Here is a 15370-nt window from a genome sequence, read left to right on the forward strand (position 1 = left end):
AGAATCAGTTGACCCACACCACGCTGCCGTCGGGGACGGCGGCGGGAACGGTGATCTGCAAGTCGGCACCGGTGCTATCGAGCAGGCGACGGGAGGCCACCCGCCCGGCAAGCGCGGACCGGTGCGTCTGCGTGAGCAGCGCGGACATCAGCCCGGGCTGACCGGTGCGCCAGACAAACGTCCGGCCGCCGGAGATGAGGTTGTTCAGGCCGGCGACGCTATTCCAGCCGGGCAGCTGTGCGTCCGTCACGCTGACGTTGTTCGCCGCGGGGTTGCTGTACCGCCAGTCGTTGATGCGGTTCATGTAGCGCACCATCTGCGCGGCCTGCAGGCTCAGCGTCTGGTCCTGCAGCTGCCCCGCCTGCTGAACGGCACGCTGGTCAGGCGTGAGCCCGGCCAGAAGCGCCCCCAGAAACAGCGCCAGCAGCCAGTACATAAACATTACTGCACCTCCTTATCGTCCACGCTCACCACGCACTGCGCGGCGCGCACGCCGGCGTAAAGCGGCACCTTCGCCGTGCCGTACAGGGTAAAGAGCCGGTTAAGCATCTCGCGGAAGCTGCCGTCAAAGTTCAGCGGTGCATCCACCCGGTAGTTGGTCGGCGTGAGCCAGGCGATGGTCCAGTTTTTGATGCCCGGTACGGCGCAGGTCTCCGCGGCGGCCTGCGTGTAGAGCCAGTCCTTCACGGTGCTGCCCGTCTCGATGCGCCAGTGCCGCAGCTGAACGGCGGCAGGCGTAATCGCCGGCGCGGCGGGGATGCGGGGTTCCGGTCCGGCGGGCGGGGCTGAGGCTGGGGCGGCACCCTTATCGCCACGGAACGGGTTACGGCCGGCAGCCTGCGGCGGTACTTTCGCCGCGCCGGCAGCCGTCACCTTCACGGGCGCAGCGGGTGGTACCGGCGGCGATACGCTCTTGCCGGACGCCGGTGCGCTCTGCGCGCGCTGCGCCGGTTCGACGGTCACCGTCCGGGTCTTGTCGTTCAGGGTGGCCTTCAGGCCGTGCGGTGCCAGCATCTTGTCGGCGACGTACTGCCAGCGATCGTTCCCGGTCCAGCGCCACAGCTCCGGCGCGTCGGCGGAGACAGCCTTATCGAACGCCACGGTCTGCCCGGGCGGCACGATTTTGCGCAGGGCTGCGCGCAGCGTGGGGGCCGCACCATCCTGCCGGATAAAGCCGTCGGCCGGTCCGGTGCCCGGCGCGGAGGCCGGAGGGGAAGACGCGGGCTTAACCGTCAGCGCGGAGGCGCCGGTGAGACCCGGCGCCAGAGGTCTGACGGGTTTCGCTGCGGGTGAAATCGGACGCTGAGCCGAGGGCCCGGTCTGGTGCACCCGGTACTGCATGGCGCTGATGTCGGCCGCGCTGCGCGAGAGAATGCTGTCGACCACGCTCCCGGAAGGCGGCCCGGTGTAAACCGCAGGCTGCGCGCAGCCTGTCAGCAGCAGGACCGGTATCAGCCCTGCCCGTTCGGTAAATGACATAGAGAGAACTCCGGATAACTCAGGGCTGCACCGTCTCTGCGGCGGCCGGAGCCGGACCGGCAAAAACCGTGCGGGAAGGCAGGCGGTAACCTGCCGGTCAGAAAGGATGTTGTGGCGCCGGGTGCCTCCCGGTGCTCTGGCCAGACTGACAGACGCCAGAGCGGCATAACTTAGACTTGTCACATCGAATTAATAAGCAATAAGACGATGTCAGTCTGACCGCGTGCGCTGGCCGCAGGTCCGCCACAACGAAAAGCGCACTGACCGGTCAGGGCGAGTGCGCTTTGCGTTGTGAAGAGAAGTATTCAGGTTCTGCCCGGCGTGCTTCCGGCCTCCGGGTCAGTTGGCGCTGATAATCCAGATAAGGAATCCGCTACCAGTCTCACTGACGCTCATGAGGGCGCCTTTATCAGGCAGCAGCACGCTTCCCCCGCTGGCATAACGCTGTCGGGTAATGTCGTCGCTTGCCGCTCCATCTGATACCGGGCGTTTAGGGCTGGCTTTAAGCGAGTAATCTACGATCAACGCGGGTGGAAGTTGCCTGACGGAAGGAATAAAACGAACCTTAAGACTGGCGCTGAACTGTTTCCCGGGCGACTCAGAAAACGCTCCCGCTCTGCCATCATTGCCCAGAGGCCCTCGCGCGCGCATCTGACGTCGGACCTCACCATATTTCTGCAGAACGTTCATGACATCCGCTCTGCCTGTGGCATCCAGAATGTACTGAACGCTCCCACCATCTCCATCGCCCTGGGGCGTTAAGTGCATGTCGCTGATAATGGTGCTCATGGCGTCAGGGTGTGCGGGCTTATATATCAGCGCGGTGATTTCAAAACGGTCGAGTACCTGATCATAAGCGGCGCCGAAGTCACCACCGGCATCGGAAGACAGCGCTGAGCCGGCCACGCCCGCTATCAAAGCAAACGTCAGCGCGGCACGCCCCAGAAAGGAACGGTTCATAATGGATATCCATGCAAAGTCGGGAGAATAAGACCCGCCGTCAGGCGGCGGATGCGGTGTTCTGCGATGTGATCAGAGTCGGAGCGGATGAAACGGCAGGGGATGACTCGCAGTGCTCAAACCAGAACACAACGGGTTCGGCTTTGACGTGACAGAGCCCGAAACGAAGAGCCATGCGAAAATTAGCGCTGTGGCGCTGAGCACGCTCCACCTGTTCAGCCAGCAGTGCGCGAAAAGCTTCCGGAGAGGCATTGCCCTTAGCAGAGCGGCATTCCGTGCACACTGCCGCAATGCCACCCTGGACATATTCCTCGCCAATAAATTCTGCATGCCATTCGCGGGCAGGCAGCTTACTGCCGCAGAAGGCGCAGCAGCCGTTAAACTGCCGCCGCAGCGCTTCGCGTTTTGATTTTGAAAGATGCATGATTTCACCCCATGAAATACGCCCGCGTCCCCGGGCATCCATTTAAATAAAACGATTAAAAGACTTTCCGGGCTGACCCACTCAGCGTGAGTGGGTCAGCACAGACTGCTCTGCGTCATCTTTGCGTTATGTGGTGTATTACGGCAGGGAAACCCGTTCGCGACTGCGTGGATACGCTAGACTAATCATCACCAGATACAGGTTGTGCCCGGTGGAACGCACCGGGGCCTGATGTCTTATAGACATCGGTCGAACTGGTTACATCGAACTGATTCGCAGGGATAAACACAGGAAACTGGTAAACAACCCGTTCGCAGCTGCGCGCATGCGCAGCGCTAATACAATCCGGAGAATTAATTTCCTTAAACCGGCACCGCGAATCCCGCAGGCGACAGTAAAGATGTATCGAACTGATCCGCAGGGATATAAACGTCCTACCCACAATTCCGACTTTGAGTTGTGCCCGTCAGCGAAATAAGCGACCTGAAATGCCTGCCTCAGTCGTTTATAACCTGCCCCGTATAGCTGTGGGTTCCCCTGATGTGATTCTGGCCATGACATAGCCTCCGGACGTCTTCCGCGCACCATCACAGCATGCCGGCAAGAGAGGACCTTGAGATCAGGGTTTCGGGCACATTGTTAAAGAGCGGAGGCGGTTTTCGGGCAAAAAGAAGCCCTGCGCGGATGCGCATAATTCATCAGAAATGAGTGCCAGCAATTAATGTGCTGGCTCAGATAATCTTTTAGTCTTTGCTGCCGGTTCCGGCAGGAAAGCGTTGCCCTGGTGTGGCAATCGACTCGAATAAATTAAGGTGATCTTCTAAACGGAACAGCGCTTCTGTGACTTTCGAGCGACCGGAATTCTTGGCCGAAGCGGAAAGCTTTTCGTTCAACTCCGTAGACATGTACAGCATGATTGCGATGCCTTTGTGGTTTTTGGGGGCTGCCATGTCAACTCCGTGTATGCGTTCTGTAAGCATTAAGTAAGTGGTCGCCATTAAATAGGATTGGTCCTAATTTTGAAAGGGGCCTCAAATCCACTGTATAAAGAACCAGTGGATTGAGAGCCATAAAATTGATTTTTTTCCTTTTAAAATCAGCAATGTAATATCGAAGGAGATCTTAAGATTTTTTTCTGCACACCTTAAATTTTTAAACCTCTCGCTTCATCGGAAAATTAACTCAAATCTATAACTAAGTAACTAGTAACAAGGACCTTTAATAAAAACTCGCTACCCGCTTCAAGCCTGGCTATGGCATTAGCAATTAAGTTATTAATTGAGTCGAGAGGTCTTTTTAAGATATTCATTAGATGTTCTCGCGAATGTCCTCCTGATAACAGAACGCAGCAAACAATCTCATCACTTGATAACTTCGGAAAAAGGTGCGAAAGGCACATAAACGCACATGGTTCGCCGACATCGGATAAGTGATACTTGAGCACAACTTGACGCAAAACGAATTGAGACCAAAAAACATTCTTTACGAGAGGCAAAGTCGGTGTTTTAAGGTTTTTTTGTGTTAGTTCTAGTGACCTTCTAACTGCAGTTGGACTCAGTTCTTGCAAAAACGCAGTTTCTGAATAGTTAGCTCCTAGGGAATAGAAGCAGGAATTTGTAACTTGCTTAACAGTTAAAGCGGGAAAAAGCTTGCGTACAGGATTAAATACAATAGGATCCACGGCAGCCATGGCAGCCTCCAAGACAGGTTGTTATGGTTAGCTGGTTGTACAGGCCTCTAACCCTGTGCAATCAGCGACTAAGTAATTCCGTTTGGCTTATGTCTCTTCTGTTAATCTCCTCATGGTCGTGGTAAATCTTTGATAACACGAGCAGGAACGCTCTCCGGCTCATTTGTATCGTAACGAGGCACTGACTCCATCTCCGCAGCATGGTTGCGGTACTTCTCACGGAACCACGCCTCGGTAACGTCAATTCGATCCTGCTGGGCTTTATTGCCCACGCTGAACCGGTGGACTGCATTATTAGCATTCAGTACCGCGCCGCTGTCCAGCAGGCGGGTCACCGATGTTTGCTCACCATTGATCACTGCATTATCGCCTGAACGACGTGCGGTGACTGCAGCGGCAAGCCACCAGGTTTCCTGATCGGCATCATTTCGTGGATACACTTCTACCCTGTCACCATAATCAGCAACCTCGATAATTCCGTTGCGTTTGTATTCCACACATCCGTCTTTGCTGAGACTGACATCATGTGTCGGGTTACGAAGAAGCGGAGCATCATCACCCGGGCCAAAATAAACCACAGCATCAGGAGAATGATTTTGAGCACCGCGCTGTTTCGCATTGCGTTTTTCTCGGTAAGCCCAGCCACGCATCTGACTGAGTGCAGCAACGTCACCTTTCACCGCTTCACGTTCAACCCATGACTTCCAGCTCAGCGGACGGCTTTCTCCGGTCACTTTGAGAGTCTGACGTTCCTCACGCAGTTGCAGGCGCAGTTCGGCCATCGCCTTCATTTTTTCAAACTCAGCAACGCGGTACATCAGTTTACGCATCAGTGGATCCCTGACAGTATCGCGAACGCGTGCTTTAGCGACCACACAGTGTGACGCAATCTGGCGGAACCGCTCACCCGCACGCAGGTCAGGTTTCTCCCAGCCGCTGCGGTAGGCATCATAGCGGGCACGAAGAATGTCGCGCGCAATGGCGCGGGCTTCACGACGCTCGCGGCGTGCTTCCTGATCGCGCACGTGCAGTTGCGGCATGTAACAGTTCTGCATGTCCAGCATGCCGTCTTCAGGACGGTCAGGATTATAAACGGGAGGGGCTGGATGATATTTTCCGTGCTGACTGACCATTGAGGTCAGGCTGATGTCCGGATGAACATCTGAGGCTTTAACACTGGCGCCTTCCGGATTCATCAAATCGTAAACGGCAAGGCCTCCGTTCTGCTCGCGCAGTCCCAGCCCGCGGGTATAGAGAATATTATACAGGCGATCCCAGCTCATATTGTCCTGAGCAATCACGTCAGAAAGAGTCTGACGGATTTCACGGACGGCATAGCCGTGAAGGCTTTCTTTATCGGAAAAGATTTCGCGCTTAGCTGCACCGCGCGGAGCTGAGGGCATGTCGCGACGGGTACGGTGAAGATCACCATACGCATCCATATGCCAGCTGCCGTTATCAACTTTAAAACCGAATTCGCGCTCCAGTACGCGGCAGCATTTCTGCAGCTCGTCGGCGTCGTTCCACATGTTCTGCGCACGAAACGTCGACGGATGAACACGGTTAGCCGACACGTGACAGTGGATATTATCCGTGTCGCGATGGATGGCGGCCACGTACTGATGTTCTTCCATGCCCAGCTGTTTGAGGCTGTACCGCACGGAACGGAATACTGCATCGGGTGACGGCTCTTCTTCGCCCTGCCAGGACAGAATAAAGTGATAAACCGCATCTTTGCAGTGGCGGTTTTGTGAGGCCGTCAGGTTCATTTCTGACGCGGCGGTATCCAGTGAAAAGCAGTTGGTTTCACACAGCACTTCACCGGAGAGCACGCGCTGAATGCCCTCCGGTGAAATGCTGACGATCTCGGTAACAGGTGTTGTGCGCTTACGGCCGACGTAATCAACGAGCTGACTAAATCCCGGCGTAGCGACGTATTCAGTACCGGTGGTATGTCCCGCTTCGTGCGTGACGACTTCACCCGGTTTCTTTTCCTCGCGCGTGCTCACGTAGTTGACCAGCTTTTTGAAGCTGGTCTTCCTGTCGCGACGCTTTGGCGGGATGATCACGTTCATCAGTCTTTCATTTCCTCGACTGGCACTGGAGTTATGTCCAGCGCGTTAATGGCGTGTTTGATGCTGGTCAGTACCTCGGAAAACTGGTGGCTCAGCTCGGTGGTCATATTCGCCTGCATCTGGGTGTACAGGTGTTTCTGCAGGCCGCCCAGACGCAGCAGCTCGTTCATCATGCGAATGTCGGTTCGCACGGTAATACGGCGATTAAGTGCCGTACGGCGCAGGTACTCAGAAGTCGTCAGCCCGGCGGCGACGGCTTTTTTGTTGATGGCCTCGTACTCCACCTCTGTGCAGCGGCACTTGACCAGTTTTTCCCTCTGACGCTTTTCGCTTTTCGACATAACTCAACCTTGGCACATTACCCGGGTCTCGGGGCGGAGCCCTGAGCAGGTCGTTTTGGGAATCACTGCCAGCGTGCTGGCGGTGGTCACAAAACATTTCCTGTCCCAGTTTTTAATTGACTGTTAGTATTTTGCCACTTAGCTGCTCAGAAGTAAACCAGCGTCATGTGAGGTGATGGGGGTGGAAATAGTGGAAGAAATCCAGCAAAATCTTGTATTTACCATTGTGAAGGAATAAATGAGATGGCGGTACGTAATGTTTTCACTCAGGAGCAGCTGAATGAGGCTCGCAGGAAACTGGAAAATCTCCCGGATTTGACGCCGCAGCGCATCACCAGAGAGGCTGCGCTGGAAAATCTTAAGGACACCATTCTGGTGCTGGCGAAAGAGAAGGGTTACACGGTTTCGGATATCAAGTCGGCGCTGGATGCCATGGAATTCCGTTTCAGTGAGAAGGCGATTTCTGCGGTGGTGAACGAGGGAAGTGGAAAGAAAAAGCGCTCTCCTCGTAAGGTTGAGGCAGTGCAGCAGAAAGCCACGCCGCAGGATACCCAGCCTGCATCATGAAAATGTCCGGCAGGTTTAATGCGTGCCTGCCGAAATTATTTTTACCAGTTGTGGACGCTGAATCCTTCAAGAAGTTTAGCATCAGCGTCGAAGTGAATCATCGAAGCCTGGCACTTTTCAGACAGAAAGGTGACAACGTGACAGAAGTCATCAGACAGCCCTGCCCTTCTGAGTTCCTCAATCGCGCCCGAACTTGCTGACAGGCGGATCAGAAATCCGTATCGCGTTGGATGTATCCAGTGACAGGCACCCTCTTCACCGCTCAGCCTGGGCGACAGTGAATCCAGAATCTCAGAATCACCCTGCGTCATGTGAGCATTACTGATAACCGCGCAGCGACAGATTTCCAGTTCATTTGGCTGGCTTTTAATATCATTTAATGAAGTCATTTGTGCATACCGTCTAAATGACGGCTCCCGATATTGTGTAATTTTAATTTCGCTTTGTTCCGTGAGCAGGCTCGTTTTTCACCCACTCACGGCAATGCTGTTTTTCTTTTCATGAGCGCAGGATCGTGAAGCCGATGTCGAAATCACAGACCGCGTACGGATAGCGATCACGCAGGTAAATTTTACGCCCTTCCGGTTCATCGATGGGCTCATCAATGACGGTAAGTGTCTCAAAATCATTCCCCTGAATACCGCCCGGACCGGTGAACTCTCCGCAGCGGTAGAGGTAGTCGGCAAGGTCGCTGAACTGTTCCTGCGTGAGCGGTTTATCATCCTCAGTTTCGCTGTTTTCGAGCAGCTGAACCGCATCTGAAATGGCGCGTTCAGTGATGCTATAGATTTGCGTGTATTCCTCATTCGTGAGCGGGCGGCCGAGGCTGAAGGAAACAGAATCAGCAACCAGGTCGGCATAGCCTTCGTGCGAACTGTTCATGCCTTCCGTAATATCAGTAATGGTCATTTTCATTTCATTCAGTCCCACTGTGCATGTTCATCGGATTCCGCATCGAAGTGCATCCGGGCGGTGTTGAGCACGCTCATAAATGTGATGGCACCATCAACCGGCCAGCAGTGCGCGCACAGGTGCATAATGTCTGTCAGAAGATCGGTGACGGCGGTTTCTGCGGGTTCGGTACTGTTGCCGATTCCCGTCTGCTCCGCGAAACCCAATAGTGCGGATGCAGCCAAGCTGATGCGGCGGGCGTTATCGTTCACCTCTTCAGAAGCTTCCGCACGCTGTGACAGCGCCTGTAAATCAAGGATGGTGAATGTCTCTTCAGAAGGTGAAGCGGTAAGTGAGTTGATAGATACGGATTTCATTGTGAAGACCTCTGTAATGCTGTGACGCTCAGAACGGGACGGAAAAACAACGTCATGAGGCCGGTTTTTCTCCGGCCCCTCTGCGCATCAGGCGCAGACTTTCCGGTTATAAGTCACCTTAAAATCGGTGTATTCGGGACCGTCACGCAGTGACTCCAGCCGCACAACGTTCTCCGCTACGCCGTTCATGGTCAGCACACGCTCAATGCCTGCGTGCCAGTCTTCTGCCGCGTTCAGCGGAAACCAGAGGTTATTGTCCATTCCGCTCAGCAGCGGATCGGAGCAGACGTGCACGCCGCGACCATATCGGGTATTTTCGCTTACCGTTACGGTCAGCTCGCCGCGCACCTGACGCGTAAATGACGCGCGTAGCAGCTGCGTCACCACGTCGTCCCAGCTCCACTCCTTATCATCCGGGACAGGCAGCTCGACGCAGCGCAGGGACTTACACCCCGCGCGCGCCATGCTCTGCGCCAGCCCTAATACGGAAGGCTCACCGCAGCTCGCGTCTGCGCCGGTGATCCAGAAGCCGTGGTGATAAAACGCTTCGTCGCCGTTATCGAGGCGGATAAAGGTATATTCGCCCAGCACGCGGATGATGTCGTTCTGCGTCACGGGTGTCAGCGCGAAAGGTAAAATCAGGGGCGTTGCGATGCTCATGCCTGCACCTCCAGCTGCTGACGTACGGCGCGCATGAAGTGCGGCCACTGGTTAAAGGTCATTTTCGGTACGCGCACGCCACGTCCGCTATTGAACGCTTTTACAAATGCCGTTGCCTGTGCGAGGATTTGAGGGTCAAAAATCATATTGCTCTCCTGAGAGTCTGGTCTTTGATAGGGCAGCCAGGTGGGACTGGCCGCCGTGAATTAAGCAGGGGCTACCCTGCTTTTTTTACGCCTGTGCGTTACTGCCCTGCTCCAGCTCTGCGGTCAGCCAATGGCTCGCCTTCAGGAATGCTTTTTCCCCCTGAAGTCCGAAGTGCGCCAGCGCGAGTGAGCGTCATCGGGACGTCATTCAGGTCGGTCAGCGCCGTCAGCTGTTCCTTAAGGGAATGACGCACGCCCCGGCTGTTGATGTACCTGCGCAGCCAGTAGCCCGCATCATGTTCAAAACCAAACGAGCGCCATATAAGCGCGCCTGACGGCTCACGCACGACCAGGCGAAAGTGGCTGCCCTGATCGTCTTCAATGAAAACGTTGCTGAAAGCGGCCGTGACGTGAGTGGCTTGCTCGCGCGAAAATGCGCCGTCGCCCAGCGCTGCTACGCAGCGCATTTCGGTGGTGGTGCCCGTCTGGGTTGAAGTCATGATGTGCTCCTGTCTGAATTTAATGATCCGGCTGACCGCCGCTCGGTGCCCGAAAAGCCCTTCTCTGACGCGGGTTTCTTCTTTCCGGTCTGGCCTTTCGCGGCAAAGGGCAAAGGAGCAACGACGAAGAGAGGGCATAAAGGGGCGGAGGAAAAAAGTTTTTGTAGCCCTTCCGCAAAAAGTTTTTGCCGGAGTGCATTTAACCCCTTTCTGCCTGAACCGGCGGTGCTACGACCAGCCCTCCGCGCAAGGGCTGGCCGGAACGCAGGGAAGCGTCAGAAGGGATCTTTCAGCCTGCCCCGCGGGCTGGCCGGAACGCAGGGAAGCGTCAGAAGGGATCTTTCAGCCTGCCCCGCGGGCTGGCCTTAAAGTTCCGGCGGGGGTTTGCCGGGACGGTGAAAGCGACGGCGAAGCCGGCAGCAGCCGTTGACCTCAGCCATCAGACCCTAGCCGCCAGGCACGGAGCGCGGCCCTTCGCGTTCCGGCGGAGCTTTCCGGCTTTGCCGGTTAGCGCAGTAGGGCTCGACGACCCGGCTTGCCGGGGAGCCGAAGGGGGCCATGTTGTTGCTGTTGCTGTTGCTGTTGCTGTTGCTGTTGCTGTTGCTGTTGCTGTTTAAGCATATTTTTATGCGGCGGGAAGTCAGAACTGACTGGAGAAAAACAGAAGCTGAACCGGGTCAGTAGATTATGGCCATACGCATCCGGGCGGAGAGGACCGGTGCGCCAGCACCGGTTTTCCCGGCCCGCAGGGCGGCGGTGTTGCCATTCCGGGCTGGCAAAAAGCACAAAACAAAACCGCGCCAGGCGGCGCGGTGTAAGATTATCTTTCGCAGGGTTACTTGCCGGGCCGATCCTGTGCGGAAGCAGCCAGCACGCCCGGGTGCAGGTGCACGCCGGAAACGTCTGTGGTGGCACGCGCTTTGTGCAGGTCGCAGGCGGCCTGCATGGATAACCAGAGGCGCGCCGCAATACCCAGCCCCGCCTCAAGTCGCACCGCCATTTCCGGGCTGACCGACGCCTTACCGCTGGCAACCTTACTCAGCGCAGCGGCGGAGACGCCCAGCGCCTTCGCCAACGCGCGCAGCCCTATGTGATTATCTTCGATGTATTCGGTGATCAGGCCGCCCGGATGCGGGGGAGTGAACATCGTCATCAGGCATCTCCTCGCGGTAAAAGTGCAGCGGTATGCTCCTTAAAGCTGCGCCAGCGTTTGCAGGGTTTCGGGGTTCTGCTGCACCATGCGGATCAGCAGTACGGCCTGAGCGTTAGGCTTAGCCCTGCCCTGTTCCCAGTTCTGATAGGTGGACTCGCCCGTGTGCAGATAATGTGCGAAAACCGCCTGTGACAGGTTAAGTTTTTCGCGCACGTTGCGCAGCTCCTGCGGCGCGATGGTGACGGGCGCGCGCTTGCTGACCTTGTAAGTCTTGAGCGTGATTTTTCCATCCTGGTGATCTTTCAGCTCCTGCATACCCGTCATCAGCTCACTGAAAATGTCGCGTTCAATCATGTCTCAGCCCCTTTTTAATTACGTTCAGCGCCTCCGCCAGGGCGTCGCGCTGCTGTTTAGTCAGATCGTCACGCTGATCTTTGTCGTAGATGGTGAACAGGATGAACTGGCCTTTTTCATTGGTCCAGTAATAGATAACCCTGATCCCGCCCCGGCTGCCTTTGTTTCGTCGCTCATCCCGGAAACGGACCTTTCGCAGGCCGCCAGTATCCGGAATCACATCACCTTTTTCCGGGTCGGACAGCAGCATGTTCTGAAACAGCCTGAACTGATCATCGTTCAGGTAGTCAGCCCTGTATTTCTGGAAAGTGGAAAGCTCAATAAATAGCGCGTGCATGGTTAGTTCCTATCCCCAACTTAAGGATAGTTTATCCTCAAGTTGGGGATAGTTCAATCCTTATCATCTAAGAGTAAAGTCTCAGCATGGGCCGTCAGCTTGTTTGGTACCAGCCAGCGGTTCATATCCTTCTGTTCGCTGTCCATGTGCAACGATCGCAGGTGAATTTCTCCTGCCACTTCACAGGCAACATCTCCGGCATATGGTTGCAGGATCTCCAGACCATTCAGTGACGGAAAGCGCCGCGCCCACGCGGCGATCATGTTCTTTAGGTCGTTATCCGGCACGCTGTCACACCAGGCAGCGAACCAGACGCGTAGCGTCTCCGGCGTGCAAAATGCCAGCTCGGTTTCAGCCTGCCGGATGCGGTTCTCCAGCTGGCGCTCCCGGTAGTCCGCTGCCTGCAGGTCACGCCGTGCGGCTTGGTTAACGGTCTTTTCAACGGCGTGTTTTGCGCGCTCGGCCCGGCGGAAAACGGCCTCCGGAAACAGTGTAGTGCCCAACTCGCCCGGCAGCGGCAGCGGGCACACCTCGCCCGCCGTGCTGAGGAAAATATCCAGTGCGCCTTCCCACTCCGGCAGCGGCGCACGTTTTTCGCGCGGGCGCAGGTAAATACCCCTTATACGGTTCAGTGCCTGAATGCTGACGCGGCTCCTGCCGCTCAGCTGCTTCATAAACGCGGCGGCATAAGGATGGCGGGCCAGCCTCGTCCCCCGCTGCTGCGCGTGCTCAACTACCGCGATGGCCTGCAGCGCGGCCTGACGTTCCGGCAAGAGAGTGACCAGTGAATGTGATTTAGGGATCATGCGGCGTGCCCTCCCAGACGAAGCGCGGCGACCAGCTCACCGGCGCCGGTGAAGCCCGCCCGCGTGTACTCTGCGATTTTTTCAAGCCGGGTGCGAAGCGTTGCAGCTTCAAAGCGATAGCTGACGCTCAGCGGGACGCGCGACCTTGTGCGCGCATCCGTCAGCACCGCGCACCACTGCGGCGAATCGGCCGACGGGCTGACCAGCTCGACGGCAAGCCCGGCGGCATCGGCGCGGGTCAGACGCAGGTGTACGGGATAGGCTCCGCCCCACTCGCCGCGCATCTCGCAGTCTGTGCGCCAGCTGTCCGGCAGCTGCAGCGCGTTCAGCACGGCACCGCTCAGGCGCTGGCGAAACGCTTCGCCCCGGTTGCGGTAGGCTTCAAAATCGCAGCCGGTGAAGGCCTGCAGGGTGTTAAGCGTGAATTTTTCTTCCTGGGTCATGATGTTCTGCTCTGTCTCGGGGTTCAGTTTCCCGGCCCGTTTATCGGGCCGGCGCGGTATCTGGCAGGTTCATCCCTGCCAGTCAGGTTGTCGCATCCCTCTACCCGTTGAGGTGTCCCAGTCCTGCCAGTGAAACTGTCTCGTTCCCTGCAACGACGATATGGTCAATAATCCGCACAGCGACCAGCTCAAGTGCCTTTTTCAAACGTCCGGTTATCGCAATGTCAGCCCGGGAAGGCTCTTTAGCAAAAGAAGGGTGATTGTGACTCACGACAACCGCAGCCGCGTTAAGCTGCAGCGCCCTGTACACGACCTCCCGTGGGTGAATCTCGACGCTTGAAACAGACCCCTGAAACATCTCTTCATATGCAAGCAGCTGATGCTGGTTATTCAGAAAAGCGACAGCAAAAATTTCCCGCTCGCGGCCGGCAAGTTTTGCTCTGAAAAACGCCTCAGAGACCTCTGCTGATGCAAAAAAGGTTCCGGTAGGGTAGCGATGGTCGATGGCGCGCATGGCTTCTTCAAGGATCTGAGTCTCCGTAGCCATCACGTAATTTCCCTGCGCATCACGAATCTGAAGTCGTGAGAAAAAACGAACGTTATCACTGATGTTTTCCACTCGGGGCCCGACAGATTCGGATGCAATGTCGTTAATTTTTTGATCGTTATGGCTGGTCATCAGTTCAACCTGTTCGCGGCTGGGAACCGCATCAGAGGTGACGTTTACGAGTGTGTTTTGCATGGCATGGCTCCTTAAATCCGGCTGAGTAAGTGCAGCTCTCGCTGCGAACCCGAAAAAGACCTTCTCTGACGCGGGTTTTATCTTTCCGGTCTGGCCTTTCGCGGCGAAGGGCCAAGTAGCACCGGCAGGCACCCGGAGCGTGGGCGTCCCGGAGGCCGCAGCGCAAGCGAGCCAGCTTTTCCGGCGAGTGCGAACGGGCGAGGAACGGCGTCAGCGCACCTACGCGGGAGGGGGAATGACTGTGCTACGACAAGCCCTCCGCGAAAGACCAGGCCGGAATGCCGTAAAAGCCGTCAGGGACCGCCCCGGCGGTCTGCCCTGAAGCCCCGAGACTTTCCCGGGGCGGTTAACGCACCGGCACAAGCCGGTTGCAGCCGTTGACCTTCGCCATCAGACCGAAACCGCCTGCGGACGAAACCCGCAGGGGTTCGGTGGCGCTTAGCGGCTTGCCGCTTAGCGACATAGGGCTCGACGACCCGGCTTGCCGGGGAGCCGAAGGGGGGGCCATGTACTTTGAAGGGAATCTTTCTTTTTAAAGCCGTTCGCGATCGCTCTCCGGCTGAGGCTGCCGGCACCCGATTCTGTGAAGTTTCTGAGCCTGCCCGTGATGAAATTATGTCGATTTAGAGCAATATCCTTTGCTATCCGGCACCCTGTAAGCTCGTCATTAAAACTCTTTAATTTCAGATGCTTTATGTAGCTGCACTCCCGATTTCATACGGCTCGTATACCTTTACCGTCACGCTTTATTTATGTTTTCAGCAGCATGTGAAGCGGCGCCCGGATGTGGCGCAGGGCTTCCCTGCCCTGCCGGAGCTAGCCGCGCATCGCCTCCTGTGCCTGATGGATAACCATGAATTTCATTTCTTCCATATACCCCCTCCAATCGAAAGATATTATTCAGCCCGCTTTGAACCTTCAAATAGAACAATATTTAAGCATTAATTTCGTGAGGCCTTATAAATCACTCAAGTTAGTAATCATCATAATATAATGATTAATTTGCATTTCTTCCGAAATTGAGGCATGCATGGCTTTAATGCGAGCGAATAACACTCGGCAGTGATGAAAAGGGCAAGATGTTACATTTTTTTTATGGCATGCTTATTTGATCAAAAGCGAAGTGGGTGAGACAGACACAAAAAAACCGCCCGGAGGCGGTTTGATTGAATCCAGAGAAACGTTATCAGGCATTTCTCTAGAAAGGCAAAAATTGTTATCAGGCAATTTTTGCCGCTGCTGATTTGCACTAGCAAACACAAGCAGAAGCTTTCGAATCCAGTATCACGTTTTGGCGTATGGTTTGCAACTTGCGCAAGTGAGTAAATTTTACTCAGCCGGTTTAAGCAAGGGAGCAAATGTTAACATTTTGGATCGAAACACTGTTTTTTTCCGCACAACTTAGTAGCAATCGGGAAAGGCAAT

At 55.8% G+C, this 15370-nt stretch carries 21 protein-coding genes and 1 pseudogene; 2 read left to right on the plus strand and 20 right to left on the minus strand.

The annotated features are described in order from the left end of the window. Positions 1-4 precede the first annotated feature (4 nt). The 8 genes from pilM to mobA all read right to left on the minus strand — a co-directional run bounded on the left by pilM (position 5) and on the right by mobA (position 6969). A complete protein-coding gene (pilM, locus tag ACRQ84_RS23000) occupies positions 5-442 on the minus strand; it encodes a type IV pilus biogenesis protein PilM (RefSeq protein ID WP_483818639.1) in 438 nt (145 codons plus the stop codon). Continuing rightward, positions 442-1479, minus strand: a complete 1038-nt coding sequence (locus ACRQ84_RS23005; RefSeq protein WP_483818640.1) for a TcpQ domain-containing protein — start codon at positions 1477-1479, stop codon at positions 442-444. Before ACRQ84_RS23005 ends, pilM begins: the two co-directional genes overlap by 1 nt. Before the next feature lie 339 nt (positions 1480-1818). Continuing rightward, positions 1819-2439: a hypothetical protein gene (locus ACRQ84_RS23010; protein ID WP_483818641.1), complete on the minus strand. Its 621-nt coding sequence runs from the start codon at positions 2437-2439 to the stop codon at positions 1819-1821. Positions 2440-2479: 40 nt separating this feature from the next. Beyond that, positions 2480-2863, minus strand: a complete 384-nt coding sequence (locus ACRQ84_RS23015) for an HNH endonuclease (RefSeq protein ID WP_483818642.1) — start codon at positions 2861-2863, stop codon at positions 2480-2482. 743 nt (positions 2864-3606) lie between these two features. Further along, entirely contained in the window at positions 3607-3813 is a 207-nt protein-coding gene (locus ACRQ84_RS23020; protein ID WP_483818643.1) for a TraY domain-containing protein, read from the minus strand. Positions 3814-4040: 227 nt separating this feature from the next. Beyond that, positions 4041-4553, minus strand: a complete 513-nt coding sequence (locus ACRQ84_RS23025; RefSeq protein ID WP_483818644.1) for a hypothetical protein — start codon at positions 4551-4553, stop codon at positions 4041-4043. Positions 4554-4663: 110 nt separating this feature from the next. Then, positions 4664-6628 (minus strand): TraI/MobA(P) family conjugative relaxase, encoded by a 1965-nt coding sequence (traI, locus tag ACRQ84_RS23030; RefSeq protein WP_483818645.1) that lies wholly within the window; start codon positions 6626-6628, stop codon positions 4664-4666. Continuing rightward, complete coding sequence (mobA, locus tag ACRQ84_RS23035; RefSeq protein WP_483818646.1) at positions 6628-6969, minus strand: plasmid mobilization protein MobA; 342 nt, start codon at positions 6967-6969, stop codon at positions 6628-6630. The genes traI and mobA overlap by 1 nt, the downstream gene beginning before the upstream one ends. A 243-nt stretch (positions 6970-7212) precedes the next feature. Here mobA and ACRQ84_RS23040 point away from each other — a divergent pair, with 243 nt between their 5' ends. Continuing rightward, positions 7213-7536: a hypothetical protein gene (locus tag ACRQ84_RS23040; protein WP_483818647.1), complete on the plus strand. Its 324-nt coding sequence runs from the start codon at positions 7213-7215 to the stop codon at positions 7534-7536. Between the two features lie 41 nt (positions 7537-7577). Here ACRQ84_RS23040 and ACRQ84_RS23045 read toward each other — a convergent pair whose 3' ends face one another. The 6 genes and pseudogenes from ACRQ84_RS23045 to ACRQ84_RS23070 all read right to left on the minus strand — a co-directional run. Next, positions 7578-7925: a DUF5983 family protein gene (locus ACRQ84_RS23045; RefSeq protein WP_483818648.1), complete on the minus strand. Its 348-nt coding sequence runs from the start codon at positions 7923-7925 to the stop codon at positions 7578-7580. 109 nt (positions 7926-8034) lie between these two features. Next, a complete protein-coding gene (locus ACRQ84_RS23050) occupies positions 8035-8445 on the minus strand; it encodes a hypothetical protein (protein WP_483818649.1) in 411 nt (136 codons plus the stop codon). An 11-nt stretch (positions 8446-8456) separates the two neighbouring features. Further along, positions 8457-8804 (minus strand): hypothetical protein, encoded by a 348-nt coding sequence (locus ACRQ84_RS23055; protein ID WP_483818650.1) that lies wholly within the window; start codon positions 8802-8804, stop codon positions 8457-8459. An 87-nt stretch (positions 8805-8891) separates the two neighbouring features. Further along, positions 8892-9464 (minus strand): hypothetical protein, encoded by a 573-nt coding sequence (locus ACRQ84_RS23060; protein ID WP_483818651.1) that lies wholly within the window; start codon positions 9462-9464, stop codon positions 8892-8894. Further along, entirely contained in the window at positions 9461-9610 is a 150-nt protein-coding gene (locus ACRQ84_RS23065) for a hypothetical protein (protein ID WP_045834345.1), read from the minus strand. The genes ACRQ84_RS23060 and ACRQ84_RS23065 overlap by 4 nt, the downstream gene beginning before the upstream one ends. Before the next feature lie 248 nt (positions 9611-9858). Then, positions 9859-10110 (minus strand): annotated as a pseudogene (locus tag ACRQ84_RS23070) (DUF905 family protein); the annotation flags it as partial. 558 nt (positions 10111-10668) lie between these two features. On the opposite strand from ACRQ84_RS23070, the gene ACRQ84_RS23075 reads away from it, so the two are divergent. Next, positions 10669-10794, plus strand: a complete 126-nt coding sequence (locus tag ACRQ84_RS23075; protein ID WP_483818652.1) for a hypothetical protein — start codon at positions 10669-10671, stop codon at positions 10792-10794. 151 nt (positions 10795-10945) lie between these two features. Here ACRQ84_RS23075 and ACRQ84_RS23080 read toward each other — a convergent pair whose 3' ends face one another. From ACRQ84_RS23080 to ACRQ84_RS23105, 6 genes are all read right to left on the minus strand, one after another. Further along, entirely contained in the window at positions 10946-11263 is a 318-nt protein-coding gene (locus ACRQ84_RS23080; RefSeq protein WP_483818653.1) for a HigA family addiction module antitoxin, read from the minus strand. Positions 11264-11302: 39 nt separating this feature from the next. Continuing rightward, entirely contained in the window at positions 11303-11617 is a 315-nt protein-coding gene (locus ACRQ84_RS23085) for a helix-turn-helix domain-containing protein (protein WP_483818654.1), read from the minus strand. After that, positions 11610-11954: a toxin gene (locus tag ACRQ84_RS23090; protein WP_483818655.1), complete on the minus strand. Its 345-nt coding sequence runs from the start codon at positions 11952-11954 to the stop codon at positions 11610-11612. The genes ACRQ84_RS23085 and ACRQ84_RS23090 overlap by 8 nt, the downstream gene beginning before the upstream one ends. 53 nt (positions 11955-12007) lie before the next feature. Continuing rightward, a complete protein-coding gene (locus ACRQ84_RS23095) occupies positions 12008-12760 on the minus strand; it encodes a plasmid SOS inhibition protein A (RefSeq protein WP_483818656.1) in 753 nt (250 codons plus the stop codon). Then, a complete protein-coding gene (locus ACRQ84_RS23100) occupies positions 12757-13203 on the minus strand; it encodes a conjugation system SOS inhibitor PsiB family protein (RefSeq protein ID WP_483818657.1) in 447 nt (148 codons plus the stop codon). The genes ACRQ84_RS23095 and ACRQ84_RS23100 overlap by 4 nt, the downstream gene beginning before the upstream one ends. Positions 13204-13303: 100 nt before the next feature. After that, positions 13304-13945: a JAB domain-containing protein gene (locus ACRQ84_RS23105; RefSeq protein ID WP_483818658.1), complete on the minus strand. Its 642-nt coding sequence runs from the start codon at positions 13943-13945 to the stop codon at positions 13304-13306. Positions 13946-15370 lie beyond the last annotated feature (1425 nt).

This window comes from Pantoea sp. E2023-21, assembly GCF_051302795.1.
Classification (GTDB): Bacteria; Pseudomonadota; Gammaproteobacteria; order Enterobacterales; family Enterobacteriaceae; genus Pantoea; species Pantoea ludwigii_A.

What these genes read in the sequence shown, in the direction of transcription:
- ACRQ84_RS23085 (WP_483818654.1), bottom strand. Translation starts at nt 11,617, where the DNA reads ATGATTGAACGCGACATTTTCAGTGAGCTGATGACGGGTATGCAGGAG.
- ACRQ84_RS23100 (WP_483818657.1), bottom strand. Translation starts at nt 13,203, where the DNA reads ATGACCCAGGAAGAAAAATTCACGCTTAACACCCTGCAGGCCTTCACC.
- ACRQ84_RS23090 (WP_483818655.1), bottom strand. Translation starts at nt 11,954, where the DNA reads ATGCACGCGCTATTTATTGAGCTTTCCACTTTCCAGAAATACAGGGCT.
- ACRQ84_RS23075 (WP_483818652.1), top strand. Translation starts at nt 10,669, where the DNA reads ATGTTGTTGCTGTTGCTGTTGCTGTTGCTGTTGCTGTTGCTGTTGCTG.
- ACRQ84_RS23045 (WP_483818648.1), bottom strand. Translation starts at nt 7,925, where the DNA reads ATGACTTCATTAAATGATATTAAAAGCCAGCCAAATGAACTGGAAATC.
- ACRQ84_RS23010 (WP_483818641.1), bottom strand. Translation starts at nt 2,439, where the DNA reads ATGAACCGTTCCTTTCTGGGGCGTGCCGCGCTGACGTTTGCTTTGATA.
- traI (WP_483818645.1), bottom strand. Translation starts at nt 6,628, where the DNA reads ATGAACGTGATCATCCCGCCAAAGCGTCGCGACAGGAAGACCAGCTTC.
- ACRQ84_RS23005 (WP_483818640.1), bottom strand. Translation starts at nt 1,479, where the DNA reads ATGTCATTTACCGAACGGGCAGGGCTGATACCGGTCCTGCTGCTGACA.
- ACRQ84_RS23060 (WP_483818651.1), bottom strand. Translation starts at nt 9,464, where the DNA reads ATGAGCATCGCAACGCCCCTGATTTTACCTTTCGCGCTGACACCCGTG.
- ACRQ84_RS23105 (WP_483818658.1), bottom strand. Translation starts at nt 13,945, where the DNA reads ATGCAAAACACACTCGTAAACGTCACCTCTGATGCGGTTCCCAGCCGC.
- ACRQ84_RS23065 (WP_045834345.1), bottom strand. Translation starts at nt 9,610, where the DNA reads ATGATTTTTGACCCTCAAATCCTCGCACAGGCAACGGCATTTGTAAAA.
- ACRQ84_RS23025 (WP_483818644.1), bottom strand. Translation starts at nt 4,553, where the DNA reads ATGGCTGCCGTGGATCCTATTGTATTTAATCCTGTACGCAAGCTTTTT.
- mobA (WP_483818646.1), bottom strand. Translation starts at nt 6,969, where the DNA reads ATGTCGAAAAGCGAAAAGCGTCAGAGGGAAAAACTGGTCAAGTGCCGC.
- ACRQ84_RS23055 (WP_483818650.1), bottom strand. Translation starts at nt 8,804, where the DNA reads ATGAAATCCGTATCTATCAACTCACTTACCGCTTCACCTTCTGAAGAG.
- ACRQ84_RS23095 (WP_483818656.1), bottom strand. Translation starts at nt 12,760, where the DNA reads ATGATCCCTAAATCACATTCACTGGTCACTCTCTTGCCGGAACGTCAG.
- pilM (WP_483818639.1), bottom strand. Translation starts at nt 442, where the DNA reads ATGTTTATGTACTGGCTGCTGGCGCTGTTTCTGGGGGCGCTTCTGGCC.
- ACRQ84_RS23050 (WP_483818649.1), bottom strand. Translation starts at nt 8,445, where the DNA reads ATGACCATTACTGATATTACGGAAGGCATGAACAGTTCGCACGAAGGC.
- ACRQ84_RS23080 (WP_483818653.1), bottom strand. Translation starts at nt 11,263, where the DNA reads ATGACGATGTTCACTCCCCCGCATCCGGGCGGCCTGATCACCGAATAC.
- ACRQ84_RS23015 (WP_483818642.1), bottom strand. Translation starts at nt 2,863, where the DNA reads ATGCATCTTTCAAAATCAAAACGCGAAGCGCTGCGGCGGCAGTTTAAC.
- ACRQ84_RS23020 (WP_483818643.1), bottom strand. Translation starts at nt 3,813, where the DNA reads ATGGCAGCCCCCAAAAACCACAAAGGCATCGCAATCATGCTGTACATG.
- ACRQ84_RS23040 (WP_483818647.1), top strand. Translation starts at nt 7,213, where the DNA reads ATGGCGGTACGTAATGTTTTCACTCAGGAGCAGCTGAATGAGGCTCGC.